Raw genomic sequence first — 13,615 nt, forward strand, 5'->3', positions numbered from 1 at the left:
ATCCTCCCCTCGCAGGAGAGGTCTAAGTAGAGCGATCGATCGGCGTTGGACTATCGCCTCGGCGCGCGTCCGGCGAAGGTGACCAGGCTTTCCGACCCGTCCGCCGCGACCGCCGATACGCCGACGAAGTGATCGTCGACCGGTACGTCCTTCAGCATTGTCGTCGTCGCGCCCGTCACCGTGCGGCTGTCCGCCCAGGCCTGGTTGTCGTTGCGCCGCCACACGACCTTGTACGCGGTCGCCCCCGGCACCGGTGCCCAGGTGACCGTCGTATCGCGCGACAGGGCGCCGGCGATGGTCACGCCCGCCGGCGCGGGCGGTGCGGCGGCGAGCTGGCCCAGCGCGGCGATGTTGATCGCGGCGACCTTCGCCAGATAGCTAAAGTCCATCGCCTCGGGCAGGTCGCCATAGTCGCGACCATTCTCGGTGCGGACATTCTGGTGTTGGCGATCCCAATTCTCGCCGCCCGAGGTGAAGCGCACCGCGGGATAGCCGAGCGCCAGGAACGGCTCGTGATCGCCGCCGCGGCCGAAGCGGTCGGGGCGGCGGTCGACGAACACGTCGAATTTGCCGGGCAGCGCATCGGCGACCTTGACGATATATTTGGCCAGCGCGCGGCTGGGGCCGTCGTCTTCGCTGCCGTCCATGCGGCGGGTCATCTGGTCGGTCAGGCTGTCGACGGCGCGCACGCCTTCGGAAAACACACGGACGCGGTCGCCGGTCTTCACGCCGCCCTGGCTGATCGCATTGCCGACGATGTCGTTGTTCAGCATCGCGCTGACCTGCCACCCGCGCGCCTTGACCGTGTCGGCGAGCAGGGTCGCGCCCCACAGCCCCTGCTCCTCGCCGGAAAAGACCGCATAGATGATCGTCGCGGCGAACTTCTTCTTCGACAGCAGCCGCGCCGCCTCCAGCACCACGGCCACGCCCGACGCGTCGTCGTTGGCGCCCGGCGCATCGGACGTGAAGTCCATCACGTCGCTGGGCATCGAATCGATATGGCCGCCGATGATGATGACGCGGTTGGGGTCGGTGCCTGGCTGAATGCCCAACACGTCCTCGATCACGACGCCATTGGGTGCACGCGGGCCGGTGAAGCGGCGCGACAGACGCTCGACGGTCAGGCAGCCGTTGCAGTCGACGGCGATCTTGCGGAACTCCGACGCCGCCCAGTCGCGCGCGGCCCCGATGCCGCGCTTCGGATCGGTCGTGCTGGACAGCGAATGCCGCGTCCCGAACCCGGCGAGCGTGCGCACCGTCGCTTCGAGCCGGGCGGGGGAGGGGCGCTCCTGCGCCGTGGCGGCGAGGGGAGCGAGCGTGGCGGCGAGCGCGAGCGTGGTGCGGATCATGGCATAGGTGTTGCCGAGATTGGTTTACGGCTCAAGGGGTTGTCCGGCCTTTCGTCATTCCAAGTTAGGTACGCGACGGCGAGACTGGGCCAAAGCCCGCCCTGCGCGTTACATGCCGCACATGTCCCTGCTCGACCCCTTCGCCAAAGCCCTCAAGACCCGCATCGTCGGTGAAGTCCGCGGCGCGATCAACGGCACGACCGCGCCACCCAGGCCGATCAATCCGGACGGTCGCCCCGGCTACTTCCCCGAAGGCAGCGTCATCCGGCGGGTCCATGGCGATCCGACGGCGATGCTGATCGGCGGCGTTACCGCGCTGTTGCTTCAGATGCTGCATCCGAAGGTGCTTGCAGGTGTCTGGGATCATTCGAACTTTCGCGCCGACATGCAGGGGCGGCTGCATCGGACGGCGCGGTTCATCGCCGTCACCACCTATGGCGCGCGCGAGGATGCCGATGCGATCGTCGCGCGGGTCAACCAGATCCACCGTGCGGTCGGTGGTACGCTGCCGGACGGCACACCCTATCGCGCCGACGATCCGCATCTGCTGGCCTGGGTGCATGTCAGCGAGGCAGTCGCCTTTCTCGCAGCCTGGCAGCGCTATGGCCGCGCGCCGCTGACCCCGGCGGAGCAGGACGTCTATTTCGCCGAATTTGCCGTACTCGCCGCGGCTCTGGGGACCGATCCGGTCCCGCGCACGCGCGCCGAAGCCGACGCGTTGATGGCAGCGATGCGTGCCGAACTGCGCGTCGATCATCGCACCCGCGAAGTTGCCCGCTTCGTGCTCGAGCAGCGCGCGCCGAGCCGGGCGGCGGCGCCGGTGCAGACGCTGACCTTTCAGGCCGCGGTCGACCTGCTGCCGCCCTGGGCGCGGGCGATGCACGGGTTGGAAGTCGGCGCGACCGCCCCGCTGATCCGCACCGGCGCGCGCACGATCGCGGGCGCGGTGCGGTGGGCGTTTGGTTGACGCATCGTAGTGTCGTAGGCGTCTACTTTCGCACGGTCTGTGCGCGCGCCTGCTTGGCATAATGGTGGTGGATCGCCGCGCAGCCGGCCATCGCGCCGAGCATGGCGTGCCCCTTGCCGACCATATGCCCGGCGACCGCCCCGGCCGCCGCACCACGGATGCAGCCCTTTGCGGACGCGGGCGACGTCGCCAGCATCGTCAGCGGAAGAACAGCCAGAGCAACAAAGCGCATGATAGCCTCCTGTCGTCACGATCGATGCGGCATGAACGGACGGCGGGGCGGGGCTGTTGCGTTAAACTTTGGTCATGATGGGCCTGCGAGGCGGCTTTGCGATTGTCGGCCTCGCGATGATGTGATGTGTGTTGCCGGGATTTTCGGGGAAGGGCATCATGAACGCATCACATATCGCGGCCGGCGCACCGGCCTGGGTCTATGCGCTGCTGGTTGCGCTCGTCATCCTCGGCGTCCGGCGCCTGCGGACGCGCGAACTGCCGGTTGCCGTCGCGCTGATTCCATCGGCAGCCTTTCTGCTCTGGTCGCTCCTCGGCGTCGCGGCCTTCGCGCGGGTCGTGGGGGTCGTGCCGGCGGTCGGCGCTTGGGTGATCGGCGCGGGCCTCGGCGGGCTGAGCGGCCTGCTGCTGCCCGAGCCGCGCGGCCGCCGAGTGGCCGGCGGGCGCGTCGTCCAGCCGGGTTCGGTGATGCCGCTGGTCCTCTACCTCGGCGTGTTCGTCGTGCGCTTCGCCTGCGGAGCATGGGCGGCGATCGTGCCGGCCGCCGCGCCGACCGCAACCGCGATCGGCATCGCGGTCGGCGCAGCGGTGACCGCGCGGCTGATCGTCGGCATCACGCGCTGGACCCCTGTGCCGCAGGTTACCGCCGCCTGATCGTCACTCCCTCGGCGCGGCGACGCTGGCGCGGCGGATCAGGGTCGACAGGAACAGCGAGGGTTCCTCGACCTCGTCGTCCTCGCCCTCGATCGTGCCGGCGAGCAGTTTGGAGGCGGCGGCGCGGGCCATCGGGATGATCGGCCAGCGCACGGTCGTCAGCGGCGGCCACATGTGCGTCGCGGTCGCGGTGTCGTCGAAGCCGACGATCGACAGATCCTCCGGCACCGACAGCCCGCGCTGGCGGGCGGCCTGGACGACGCCGGCGGCCATTTCGTCGTTCGAGCTGACGATCGCGGTGGGGCGGGGGCTGGCGTCGAGCAGCCGGTCGCCTGCCGCGACGCCGCTTTCGAAGCGATAGGTCCCCTCGACGATCAGGCTGCGCGGCACCTTCAGTCCGGCCTCCTCCATCGCCATCTCGAAACCGGCGCGGCGTTCGACGGCGGAGCGGAAGCCGTGCGGCCCCTGGACCAGCCCGATGCGGCGGTGCCCGGCCTCGATCAGGTGGCGGGTCGCCGCGGCCACGGCCTCGCGGTCGTTGGAGGCGACGGCGTGATCATCATCGTCGAGCTTGGCCGACCCCATGCGGACATAGCGCGCGCCCGCCTCGCGACAGACGCGGGCCAGCGCGTCGTTCTCGCTGATCGGCGGCAAAAGCATGACGCCGAACAGCCGCTGCCGCTCCAGAAAGCCGCGGATGTCGTCGAGCATCGTCGGCGATCCGCGGTCGACGGGCCGCACGACCAGTGCGAAATCGGTGTCGCGGATCGCCTCCAATATCCCCTGCTGCACGCCCAGCACCATCTGGGCGTTGGGATTGTCGTGGATCAGGCCGATCAGGAAATTGCGACGCAGAGCCAGCGCGCGGGCCTGCGGATTCGGGACATAGCCGAGTTCGCCGATGACCTTTTCCACCCGCGCGCGGGTCTCGTCGTTGAGCAGCGGGGACCGGTTGATCACCCGGCTGACCGTCTTCTTGGAAACGCCCGCGATCCGCGCGACGTCGTTGATCGTGGACTTGCCCTCGCTCTTCATGACCGATGTGTAGCGAGGCATGTGGCGAAGCGGAAGCGTTTCGACCCCTTGTCGCTGACACCGGTTTCCCCTAAGCCGGTCGAAAGATGATGTGTGAGGGGGCAGGCTTGGAAGATACCGGTTTCAGCGCGGCCGAGGATATCGCGCGCGCCTTCGTGAGCGCGCGGCGCGACCGCCGGGCGATGGCGACCTATCCGGGCACGGCGCCCGAGACGATGGACCAGGCCTATCGCGTGCAGGACGCCGCGCTGCGTCAGGACGGCCGCACGGTCGGCGGGTGGAAGCTGGGCAAGATCAACCCGCCGCATTCCGACGCGCTGGGCGCCAACCGGCTCGCGGGGCCGATTTTCACCGACCAGATCGTGACGGCCAGCGATGGCGTCGACATGCCCGTGTTCCGCGACGGTTTCGCCGCGGCGGAGGCGGAATATCTGCTGCGCATCGGCACCGCGCCCGATCCCGCCAAGTCCGACTATACGATCGAGACGGCGACCCCGCTGATCGACGCGGTCCATGCGGGGATCGAGGTCGCATCGTCGCCCTATCCGGGGATCAACGCCGACGGCCCGCTGGTGACAGTGTCGGATTACGGCAACAACAACGGGCTGGTCATCGGTGATGCGATCGACGGCTGGCAGGACGGCGACGTCAACGGCTGGCGCGTCGAGCTGCTGATCAACGGGGAAAGGATCGGCGACGCGCGCGCGGCCGACATGCTCGACGGGCCGTTCGGCGCAGCGGCGTTCCTGTTCAATCTGGCGGCGCGACGCGGGATCGCCCTCCAGGCCGGCCAGTGGATCTCGAGCGGCGCGGTGACCGGTGTCCATCCGGTTGAGATCGGCGATACGGTGGAAGCGCGCTTCGATGGCCGCTATCCCGTGCGCTGCACGATCACCGACTGACAGACGACGTAACCGGCAACGACCGGGCAGGAGAGCGACCGACATGGCAACCGACGCAACCATCCCCCAAGCCGCGGCGCAGCGCGTCGGTCGCTATCGCTGGGTCATCGTCGCGATGCTGTTCGCCGCGACCGCGATCAACTACATCGACCGTCAGATGATCGGCGTGCTGAAGCCGACACTGAAGGGCGAGTTCGGCTGGAGCGAGAGCGACTTCGCCAACATCGTCTTCTGGTTCCAGCTGGCTTATGCCATCGGCTATATCGGTTTCGGCCGGGTGGTCGACGCGATCGGTGCGCGCACCGGCTACACCATCGCGATCATCATCTGGACGATCAGCCACATGGCGCACGGCCTGGCGACGTCGATCACGACCTTCGCGATGGCGCGCTTCGGCCTGGGCATCGGCGAATCGGGCAATTTCCCTGCCGGCATCAAGGCGGTGACCGACTGGTTCCCGCAGAAGGAACGCGCCTATGCCATCGGCCTGTTCAACGCCGGCGCGAACGTCGGCGCGATCATCACGCCGCTGCTGGTGCCGTGGCTGGTCCTGACGTTCGACTGGCGCGTCGCTTTCTACGTCACGGGTATCTTCGGCATCATCTGGCTGGTCGCGTGGTGGGCGATCTACCGCCACCCGAGCGAGCATGCGAAAGTGTCGGCGGCCGAGCTTGCCTATATCCAGCAGGACGCCGCCGATCCGGTCACGCCGCTCAGCTGGGGCAAGGTGCTGACGGTCAAGGAGACCTGGGCCTATGCGCTCGGCAAGTTCTTCATCGACCCGATCTGGTGGTTCTTCCTCTTCTGGCTGCCGGGCTATCTGTTCGACCGCTACGACATGGACCTGAAGACGTTCGGCCTCCCGCTGGCCGCGATCTACCTGATCTCCGACGTCGGCTCGATCGCCGGCGGGTGGCTCTCGTCGAAGCTAATTGCAAGCGGACGCACGCCGAACTTCGCGCGCAAGCTGACAATGTTCATCTGCGCCTGCTGCGTGCTGCCGATCTTCTTCGCGCAGGAAATCTCCAGCGTCTGGGGAGCGGTGCTGGTCATCGGCCTGGCGACCGCGGCGCACCAGGCGTTCTCGGCGAACCTCTACACCCTGCCGTCCGACGTCTTCCCGCGCGCCGCGGTGGGCTCGGTCGTGGGCATTGGCGGCACCGTCGGCGCGATCGGCGGCATGGGGATGGCGCTGTTCACCGGCTACATCCTCGATTCGACCGGCAACAACTACAGCGTGCTGTTCGCGATCGCGGGCAGCGCCTATTTCGTCGCGCTGGCCGCGGTCCATCTACTGAGCCCACGGCTGGCGCGGATCGAGGTGGCCTGACGCGCATCGGTGCTCCTGCCTGCGCGGGAGCACGCGGTAGGCGGAGATTTGCAAACAGCCTTCGGTAGGGCGGTGACCTGACACCGCCCACCGCCGCGAATCCAGCGCAAGCGGCTTTGCCCGGATGCTCAAACCGCGTATCGGCGCGGTAGCAGCGCTGCAATCCGTGTCATGTGGTCGGGGTGTTGCGAACGGACCGCAGAGTGGGATGTCGGGCGTGGTGAAATGGGTGGCGGCGGAATATCACCGTTTCATCGACTGGATCGGTGACGGGACGGGCTTGCCCGACACCGTGCTGCACATCCATGCGGGGCTGGCGGTGTTCGTCGCCGCGCGGTTACTGACGGGACGGTCGTTCGGCACGTACATCCCGTTCCTTGCGGTCGTGCTGGCCGAGGGCGGGAACGAGGTGCTGGACCGGTTGAACTATGGGTCGTGGCGCTGGGCCGATACGATCAGCGACATCATTCATACGCTGGCGTGGCCGCTGATCATAACGCTGGGGGTGCGCATCCGGCCGCTCCTGTCACACCGCGTAGAAGCCGCGGTACCAGTCGACGAAGCGGCCGATCCCTTCGGCCAGCATGACGCGCGGGTGGTAGCCGGTGAGCGCCTGGAGCGCTGAGACGTCGGCATAGGTGGCGGTGACGTCGCCCGGCTGCATCGGCCGCATCTCCCTGATCGCGGATCGCCCGAGCGCGGCCTCCAGCGTCTCGATCATCGTCATCAGCCCGACAGGCCGACTGTCGCCGATGTTTAGGATGCGTGGCGACTCGGGCGGCGGCGCGCGGTCGAGCGCCCCGACCACGCCATCGACGATATCGTCGATATAGGTGAAGTCGCGCGCCATCCGCCCCTCGCCGAACACCTCAATCGGCTCGCCGGCCAGGATTTTTCGGGTGAAGGTGAAATAGGCCATGTCGGGCCGGCCCCATGGGCCATAGACGGTGAAGAACCTGAGGCCCGTCTGCGGGATCGCGTAGAGATGCGCGTAGGATGCGCTCATCAGCTCGCACGACCGCTTGGTCGCGGCGTAGAGCGAGACGGGGGCATCGGCGCTGTCGCTCTCACGGAACCCTGCGCCGTCCATCGGTCGTTCGCCATAGACCGAACTGGACGAGGCATAGACGAGATGTTCGAAGCCCGGCGCATGGCGCGCCGCCTCCAGCACCGACAGATGGCCGTTCAGGTTGGCGTGGCTGTAGGCGAAGGGATTGCCGATGCTGTAGCGGACCCCCGCCTGGGCGGCGAGGTGGACGATGCGGGTTACGCCCTCTGCGCGCACCAGCGCGGCGAGGGCGGGCGCGTTCGCGACGTCGAGGCGATGCAGCGCGAAGCCGGCCCGCGCGGTCAGCGTGGCGGCACGGGCTTCCTTCAGCGCGGGGTCGTAATAGGGAACGAACGAATCGATGCCGATCACCCGCTCGTCGCGGTCGAGTAGGCGGTGGGCGACCGCATGGCCGACGAAGCCGGCGGCGCCGGTGACGAGGATGGGGGCGGGGGACGTGGTCATGGCGTTCCCGTTCGTTTCGAGTAGGGATCGAGCGAAGTCGAGAGCCCGTATCGAGAAATCTTTCTCGATCCATCGTCTCGGCTTCGCTCGACGATTACTCGAGACGAACGGTGGACGGTTTAACTGTGTCCCCGCTGTCCATCCCGCTTGAAAAAGCGGGAAACGCCTGCTACTGGCCCGCCACTTGCCGGCGCGGACGCTGTTCGCGGCGCCGCCTTTCTATCGATACCGGAGCTTTTGAGTTTTATGCAGATCATCGTTCGCGATAACAACGTCGACCAGGCCCTCCGCGCGCTCAAGAAGAAGCTGCAGCGCGAGGGTGTCTATCGCGAGATGAAGCTGCGCCGTCACTATGAGAAGCCGTCGGAAAAGCGCGCGCGTGAGCGTGCCGCCGCCGTGCGCCGCGCCCGCAAGCTGGAGCGCAAGCGGATGGAACGCGACGGCGCGAAGTAAGCCGTTGGCGTTGCGTTGAGGGGCGGGTCGCGAATCCGCTCCACAACTCTCAACTTTCTCAACATTCGCGGGTCCGGCCGGTCGCCGTCCGCATAGCAGCACTGGTCCCGTCATGTCGGTCACCGCCGTTCCGATCCCGCCGGTCAAGCGCCGCTATGTCACCTATCTGGTGCTCGGTCTGCTGCTGGCGGTCGTCGGCGCGGCGGCGCTTGCCTGGCAGGCGCCGACCGATTTCCTGACCGCGAATGCGCGCAAATCGGGTGTCGTGACGACGGCGTCGGGCCTGCAATATCAGGTGCTGAAGCCGGGTTCGGGACCGAAACCGACCGAAACCGACGTCGCTTTGGTCAACTATGTCGGCAAGCTGACCGACGGTGCGGTCTTCGACCAGAGCCGCCAGCCGACGCCGCTGCCGGTCGCCGGTGTCGTGCCGGGCTTCTCCGAAGCGATGAAGCTGATGCCGAAGGGCGCGAAGTATCGCGTCTGGATCAAGCCGGAACTCGGCTATGGCGATAAGCAGGCTGGAGACATCCCGCCGAACTCGGTTCTGGATTTCGAGATCGAGATGCTCGACTTCCTGCCGGAGCAGGTCGTCCGCCAGATGCAAATGCAGCAGCAGATGCAGGGCATGGGCGGCGCTATGCCGGGCGGTGTCCCCGGTGGCGCGCCGGGCGCCCCGCCGGCCCAGCCTGTCCGCTGATCGCCCGGTGGCCTCGCCGCCGGTCGCGCCGAAGCCGCGCGGCAGGAAAGTCTTCATGACGGGCGTCCTCGTCGGACTGATGATCGCCGCCTTTCTGGTGGTCGCCATCTCCGTCTGGCGCAAGCCGGGCAAGCCCGCCGCCGATCCTGCGGCCGCCAGCGCCTTCCTCGATACCAACCGCAGCGCGGCCGGCGTGACCCAGATCGCGTCGGGCGTCCAGTATCGGGTGATCGAACCAGGCAACGGCCCGCGTCCGACCGACAGCGACACCGTCCGCGTCACCTATGTCGGCTTGCTGACCGACGGCACCGTCTTCGATCGCAGCGATGCGCCGATGTCCTTCCCGGTCTCGGGCGTCGTGCCGGGCTTTTCGGAAGCGCTGAAGCTGATGCCGGTCGGCGCGAAGTACCGCGTCTGGATCCCGCCTGCGGTCGGCTATGGCGAGCGCGGGGCAGGGCCGATCCCGGGCAATGCCGTGCTAGTGTTCGATATCGCCCTGGTCGGCATCGACGGAGCCGGCCGGGCGCGGTGAGCCGGGCGGTGGTTACGAGGGCGAGCGCGTAACCCAATCCCGTTCGTGCTGAGCTTGTCGAAGCACCGTTCTGCGATACGAGCACACGTCGCTCGCGGCACGAAGTACGGTGCTTCGACTTCACTCAGCACAAACGAGGGAAGAGCCTACAGCAGGAACGTCCCCTCGATCACCGTCAGGCACCCGCCGCGCAGGATCACGCGGTCGCCGGCCAGTTCGCAGCCGACATGCCCGCCGCGTGCGCTGGCCTGATAGGCGCTGAAGCGGGTCAGGCCGAGCTTGTCCGCCCAATAGGGCACCATCACCGCATGGGCGGAGCCGGTCACCGGGTCCTCGGGAATGTCGAAGTAATCGGTGAACACGCGGCTGACGATGTCGGCACTTTCGCCCCGTGCGGCGACGATCAGCACATAGGGGCCGAGCGCCTTGACCGCTCGCCCGTCCGGCGCGGCCGCGCGCACCGCCGCTTCGTCCTTCACGACCACCAGCGCATAGCCCTTGTCGTGCCACAGCGTCTCCACCGCCTCCACGTCCAGCGCCGCAACGATCTCCGGCATCTCCTTCGGCGCGGGCGCCCAGGCGGGGAGGGCCATCGCATAGCCATCACCGTCGCGCGCCACCTCCAGCACGCCCGCCTGCCGCGTGGCGAAGCGGACGCGGTCGCGGGACGGATCGCCGGACAGAATGAAGTGCCCGCTCGCCAGTGTGGCGTGACCGCACAGCGCGACTTCGGCCGCGGGCGTGAACCAGCGCAGTTCGAAATCCGGCCCAACGCCGCCATCGTCCTCGCTGTTGGCGATCGGGACCAGGAAGGCGGTTTCCGACAGGTTGTTCTCGGCCGCGATCCGCTGAAGCACATCGTCGTCCAGCCAATGCGTCAGCGGCATCACCGCTGCCGGATTGCCCTCGAAAGGGCGGCCCGCGAACGCGTCGATCTGAGCGAACGGAATTCTCATATGCGCTTCCCGAACCAGTGGGGGGTTACGTCCGCCTCGACCAGCGGGTTGTCGGTGTCGACATGGCCTTCGGGATCGAGGTGGATGAGGACTTCGACCTTGGGATAGGCGCGGCGCAGCGCGTGTTCGACCGATTCGACGATGTCATGCGCCGCCGCTACGGTCAGGTGCGCGGGCACTTCCATATGGAATTGCGCGAAGTCGTGGCTGCCCGAGCGGCGGGTGCGGAAGTCGTGGATGCCCTTCAGCCCCGGCTGGCGTGCGGCCACCTCGATGAAGGCGCGGCGCTCGTCCTCGGGCCACTCCTTGTCCATCAGCTGGTCGATCGCGTTGGACGACGCTTGGAGCGCGCCCCAACCCAGCCACAGCGCGATGGCGATGCCGAAGACGGGGTCCGCGCCGGTCAGCCCGGCAAACTGTTCGAGGACCAGCGCGGCGATGACCGCGACGTTCAGCAGCACGTCCGACTGGTAATGGACGTTGTCGGCCATGATCGCGACCGACCCGGTCTGGCGAATGATACGGCGTTGATACCAGAGCAGCACGGCTGTCGCGCCGATCGCGATGACGGAGACGAGAATGCCGAATTCCGCATCCTCGCCGCGGGTCGGGTTGCCGAACCGCTCGACCGCGCGCCACGCGATGCCGATTGCGGACGCGGTGATCAGGCCGACCTGAAACAGCGCCGCCAGCGCCTCTGCCTTACCGTGGCCGAAACGGTGGTCATGGTCGGCGGGTTCGGCGGCGAGCTTCACGCCGTAAAGGGTGACGAGGCTGGCGAGCAGATCTAGCCCGGTGTCCGCGAGGCTGCCGAGCATCGCGACGGAGCCGGTGTGCCAGGCGGCAAATCCCTTCAGCGCGAGCAGGAACGTCGCCATGCCGACGCTGAACAGCGCGGCGCGGATGGCGAGTGGAATGACGCGGCGGCGTTCGCTTTCGGTCATGGGTAGAGCAGGCCTTCGGTCCAGCCGGTGTCGGTGCGGGTGAAGAGTCGGCGGTGGTGCAGGCGGCCCGGACGGTCCTCCCACAGCTCGATCACCTCAGGCGTGACGCGATAGCCGCCCCAGTGTGGCGGGCGGGGGACGTCGGCGCCGGCGAAGCGCGTGTCCGCCTGTGCATAGCGGTCTTCGAACGTCGCGCGGTCGTCGAGCGGGCGGGATTGCTCGCTGGCCCAGGCGCCGAGCTGCGACGCGCGGCTGCGGCTGGCGAAATACGCGTCCGACTCGGCGTCGGTGACGTGGCTCACCGGGCCTTCGACGCGGACCTGACGGCGCAGCGATTTCCAGTGGAAGAGCAAGGCGGCGTGGGCGTTCTCCGCCAGTTCGCCCGCCTTGCGGCTTTCGCGGTTGGTGTAGAAGACGAAACCCCGGTCGTCATGGCCTTTCAGCAGCACCATGCGGACGGACGGACGGCCATTCGCATCCGCCGTGGCGAGCGCCATTGCGTTCGGGTCGTTGGGTTCGCCCGCCTCGGCTTCGCGGAGCCAAGCGTCGAAGATCGAGATGGGATCGTCGGCCATGGGGGGCATGTAGCGTGTGGCGGCGGGATTCGCGACCCTCCACCATCACCGTTCGTGTCGAGTAGGGATCGAGCGAAGTCGAGAGCCCGTATCGAGACAGTTTTCTCGATACGCCGTCTCGACTTCGCTCGACGGCTACTCGAAACGAACGATGGTGTGGTTCGAGACTACTCGACCCAATCGAGCCCGATATCCCGGTACAGCCCGCGATCCTCTTCCCACCTCGGGTTGACCTTGACGTGCAGGTACAGGTGCACCGGCACGCCGAGCAGCGTCTTCAGTTCCGCCCGCGCCCGCGCGCCAATCTCCTTGATCCGCGCGCCGCCCTTGCCCAGCACGATCGCGCGCTGGGTGTCGCGGGCAACGAGGATTTGCTGGTGGATCTCGACCGATCCGTCGTCGCGTTCGGAGTAGCGCTCGGTCTCGACCGCGCTGTCGTAGGGGAGTTCGGCGTGCAGCTGGAGGTAGAGCTGTTCGCGAGTCACTTCGGCCGCCAGCATGCGGTCGGTGACGTCGGCGACCTGATCGTCGGGGAAGTGCCACGGCCCCTCCGGCATCCGCTTCGCAAGTTCGGTCTTCAGATGCGGCACGCCATCGCCGGTCGCGGCGCTGACGAAGAAGGTTTCGGCGAAGTCGGCGAGGCCGTTCAGCCGCTCGGCATGGATCAGCAGCTTGCCCTTGTCGGCCAGATCGACCTTGTTGAGGATCAGCAGCTTGGGTTCCTTCCGGTCGTTCAGCGATTCGACGATGTCGGTGACCTTGCTGCCAAGCCCACCCTTGGCATCGACGACCAATGCGATGACGTCCGACCCTTCGGCCCCGCCCCACGCCGCCTGCACCATCGCGCGGTCGAGTCGGCGCTTGGGTTCGAAGATGCCGGGCGTGTCGACCAGCAGCAGCTGCGTGTCGGCCTCGATCGCGATGCCCATCAGGCGCGCGCGGGTGGTCTGCGCCTTCGGACTGACGATCGCGACCTTCTGCCCGACCAGCGCGTTGACGAGAGTGGACTTGCCGGCGTTCGGCGCGCCGACGACGGCGATCAGGCCGCAGGATTGATTGACTGAGTTTTCCACTATTCCGTTCGTCCTGAGCTTGTCGAAGGACCACTCTTGCGCGCCGCAAGCTGCGACAGGGCGGTCCAATCCCCGCGGATCAATGCGAGCTTCTTCGGGCGACCCCAACCCTTGATCCGACGTTCCATTTCGAGTGCCTCGATACGCGAAGGAAATTCCTGCGACCAGACAAGTTCGAGGGGGCGATAATCGCGGGTGTATTCGGACCGACCCGCGTGATGGGCGGCGATGCGGGTTTCGAGATTATCGGTTTGGCCGGTGTAGAATACGCCGCCGCGGCAGTGGAGGATGTAGACCCAGAACGTCATTGCCCGTGGCGCGTAAAGAGCGGTGCTTCGACAAGCTCAGCACGAACGGGGGAGGGGGCTGACCTCTCCGCACCACCCGTTCGTCCTGAACTT

At 67.4% G+C, this 13,615-nt stretch carries 17 protein-coding genes; 8 read left to right on the plus strand and 9 right to left on the minus strand.

The genetic code is table 11. From position 1 onward, the window contains the following. Positions 1–50: 50 nt before the first annotated feature. On the minus strand, positions 51–1,349 hold the full coding sequence (locus tag ACFSC3_RS03715; protein WP_380938877.1) for a M20/M25/M40 family metallo-hydrolase: 1,299 nt from the start codon (positions 1,347–1,349) through the stop codon (positions 51–53). A gap of 121 nt (positions 1,350–1,470) precedes the next feature. On the opposite strand from ACFSC3_RS03715, the gene ACFSC3_RS03720 reads away from it, so the two are divergent. Beyond that, positions 1,471–2,316, plus strand: coding sequence for an oxygenase MpaB family protein (locus tag ACFSC3_RS03720; RefSeq protein WP_380938879.1), 846 nt, complete (start codon positions 1,471–1,473; stop codon positions 2,314–2,316). Between the two features lie 22 nt (positions 2,317–2,338). Here the strand turns inward: ACFSC3_RS03720 and ACFSC3_RS03725 are convergent, their stop codons facing one another. Beyond that, positions 2,339–2,548, minus strand: coding sequence for a hypothetical protein (locus ACFSC3_RS03725; RefSeq protein WP_380938881.1), 210 nt, complete (start codon positions 2,546–2,548; stop codon positions 2,339–2,341). Positions 2,549–2,706: 158 nt separating this feature from the next. Here ACFSC3_RS03725 and ACFSC3_RS03730 point away from each other — a divergent pair, with 158 nt between their 5' ends. After that, positions 2,707–3,201, plus strand: a complete 495-nt coding sequence (locus ACFSC3_RS03730; RefSeq protein ID WP_380938883.1) for a DUF6622 family protein — start codon at positions 2,707–2,709, stop codon at positions 3,199–3,201. 3 nt (positions 3,202–3,204) lie between these two features. Here ACFSC3_RS03730 and ACFSC3_RS03735 read toward each other — a convergent pair whose 3' ends face one another. Then, the gene (locus tag ACFSC3_RS03735) at positions 3,205–4,236 is read right to left on the minus strand and encodes a LacI family DNA-binding transcriptional regulator (RefSeq protein ID WP_380938885.1); all 1,032 of its coding nucleotides are present in this window, start codon (positions 4,234–4,236) and stop codon (positions 3,205–3,207) included. Between the two features lie 89 nt (positions 4,237–4,325). On the opposite strand from ACFSC3_RS03735, the gene ACFSC3_RS03740 reads away from it, so the two are divergent. From ACFSC3_RS03740 to ACFSC3_RS03750, 3 genes are all read left to right on the plus strand, one after another. Then, positions 4,326–5,138, plus strand: a complete 813-nt coding sequence (locus ACFSC3_RS03740) for a 2-keto-4-pentenoate hydratase (protein WP_380939660.1) — start codon at positions 4,326–4,328, stop codon at positions 5,136–5,138. Positions 5,139–5,181: 43 nt separating this feature from the next. Beyond that, positions 5,182–6,468 (plus strand): MFS transporter, encoded by a 1,287-nt coding sequence (locus tag ACFSC3_RS03745; RefSeq protein WP_380938887.1) that lies wholly within the window; start codon positions 5,182–5,184, stop codon positions 6,466–6,468. Positions 6,469–6,685: 217 nt separating this feature from the next. Next, entirely contained in the window at positions 6,686–7,093 is a 408-nt protein-coding gene (locus tag ACFSC3_RS03750; RefSeq protein ID WP_380938889.1) for a hypothetical protein, read from the plus strand. Here ACFSC3_RS03750 and ACFSC3_RS03755 read toward each other — a convergent pair. Further along, complete coding sequence (locus ACFSC3_RS03755; protein ID WP_380938891.1) at positions 6,995–7,981, minus strand: NAD-dependent epimerase/dehydratase family protein; 987 nt, start codon at positions 7,979–7,981, stop codon at positions 6,995–6,997. The two genes, ACFSC3_RS03750 and ACFSC3_RS03755, sit on opposite strands and share 99 nt — an antisense overlap. A 246-nt stretch (positions 7,982–8,227) precedes the next feature. On the opposite strand from ACFSC3_RS03755, the gene rpsU reads away from it, so the two are divergent. The 3 genes from rpsU to ACFSC3_RS03770 all read left to right on the plus strand — a co-directional run bounded on the left by rpsU (position 8,228) and on the right by ACFSC3_RS03770 (position 9,666). Next, positions 8,228–8,434: a 30S ribosomal protein S21 gene (gene rpsU / locus ACFSC3_RS03760; protein WP_056428702.1), complete on the plus strand. Its 207-nt coding sequence runs from the start codon at positions 8,228–8,230 to the stop codon at positions 8,432–8,434. Positions 8,435–8,546: 112 nt separating this feature from the next. Continuing rightward, positions 8,547–9,134 carry an FKBP-type peptidyl-prolyl cis-trans isomerase gene (locus ACFSC3_RS03765; RefSeq protein WP_380938893.1) on the plus strand — a complete coding sequence of 196 codons (588 nt, stop codon included), beginning with the start codon at positions 8,547–8,549 and terminating at the stop codon, positions 9,132–9,134. A 55-nt stretch (positions 9,135–9,189) separates the two neighbouring features. Beyond that, a complete protein-coding gene (locus ACFSC3_RS03770; protein WP_380938895.1) occupies positions 9,190–9,666 on the plus strand; it encodes an FKBP-type peptidyl-prolyl cis-trans isomerase in 477 nt (158 codons plus the stop codon). A gap of 146 nt (positions 9,667–9,812) precedes the next feature. Here the strand turns inward: ACFSC3_RS03770 and ACFSC3_RS03775 are convergent, their stop codons facing one another. From ACFSC3_RS03775 to ACFSC3_RS03795, 5 genes are all read right to left on the minus strand, one after another. Beyond that, complete coding sequence (locus ACFSC3_RS03775; RefSeq protein WP_380938897.1) at positions 9,813–10,622, minus strand: PhzF family phenazine biosynthesis protein; 810 nt, start codon at positions 10,620–10,622, stop codon at positions 9,813–9,815. Next, positions 10,619–11,566, minus strand: coding sequence for a cation diffusion facilitator family transporter (locus ACFSC3_RS03780; RefSeq protein WP_380938899.1), 948 nt, complete (start codon positions 11,564–11,566; stop codon positions 10,619–10,621). The genes ACFSC3_RS03775 and ACFSC3_RS03780 overlap by 4 nt, the downstream gene beginning before the upstream one ends. Beyond that, positions 11,563–12,141, minus strand: a complete 579-nt coding sequence (gene pdxH, locus ACFSC3_RS03785; RefSeq protein WP_380938901.1) for a pyridoxamine 5'-phosphate oxidase — start codon at positions 12,139–12,141, stop codon at positions 11,563–11,565. Before pdxH ends, ACFSC3_RS03780 begins: the two co-directional genes overlap by 4 nt. 167 nt (positions 12,142–12,308) lie before the next feature. Beyond that, positions 12,309–13,214 carry a GTPase Era gene (gene era / locus ACFSC3_RS03790; RefSeq protein ID WP_380938903.1) on the minus strand — a complete coding sequence of 302 codons (906 nt, stop codon included), beginning with the start codon at positions 13,212–13,214 and terminating at the stop codon, positions 12,309–12,311. Continuing rightward, complete coding sequence (locus tag ACFSC3_RS03795; protein WP_380938905.1) at positions 13,214–13,522, minus strand: GIY-YIG nuclease family protein; 309 nt, start codon at positions 13,520–13,522, stop codon at positions 13,214–13,216. The genes era and ACFSC3_RS03795 overlap by 1 nt, the downstream gene beginning before the upstream one ends. Positions 13,523–13,615 lie beyond the last annotated feature (93 nt).

Origin of the sequence: Sphingomonas floccifaciens, from assembly GCF_042681125.1 — a bacterium.
GTDB classification, from domain to species: Bacteria; Pseudomonadota; Alphaproteobacteria; order Sphingomonadales; family Sphingomonadaceae; genus Sphingomonas; species Sphingomonas floccifaciens.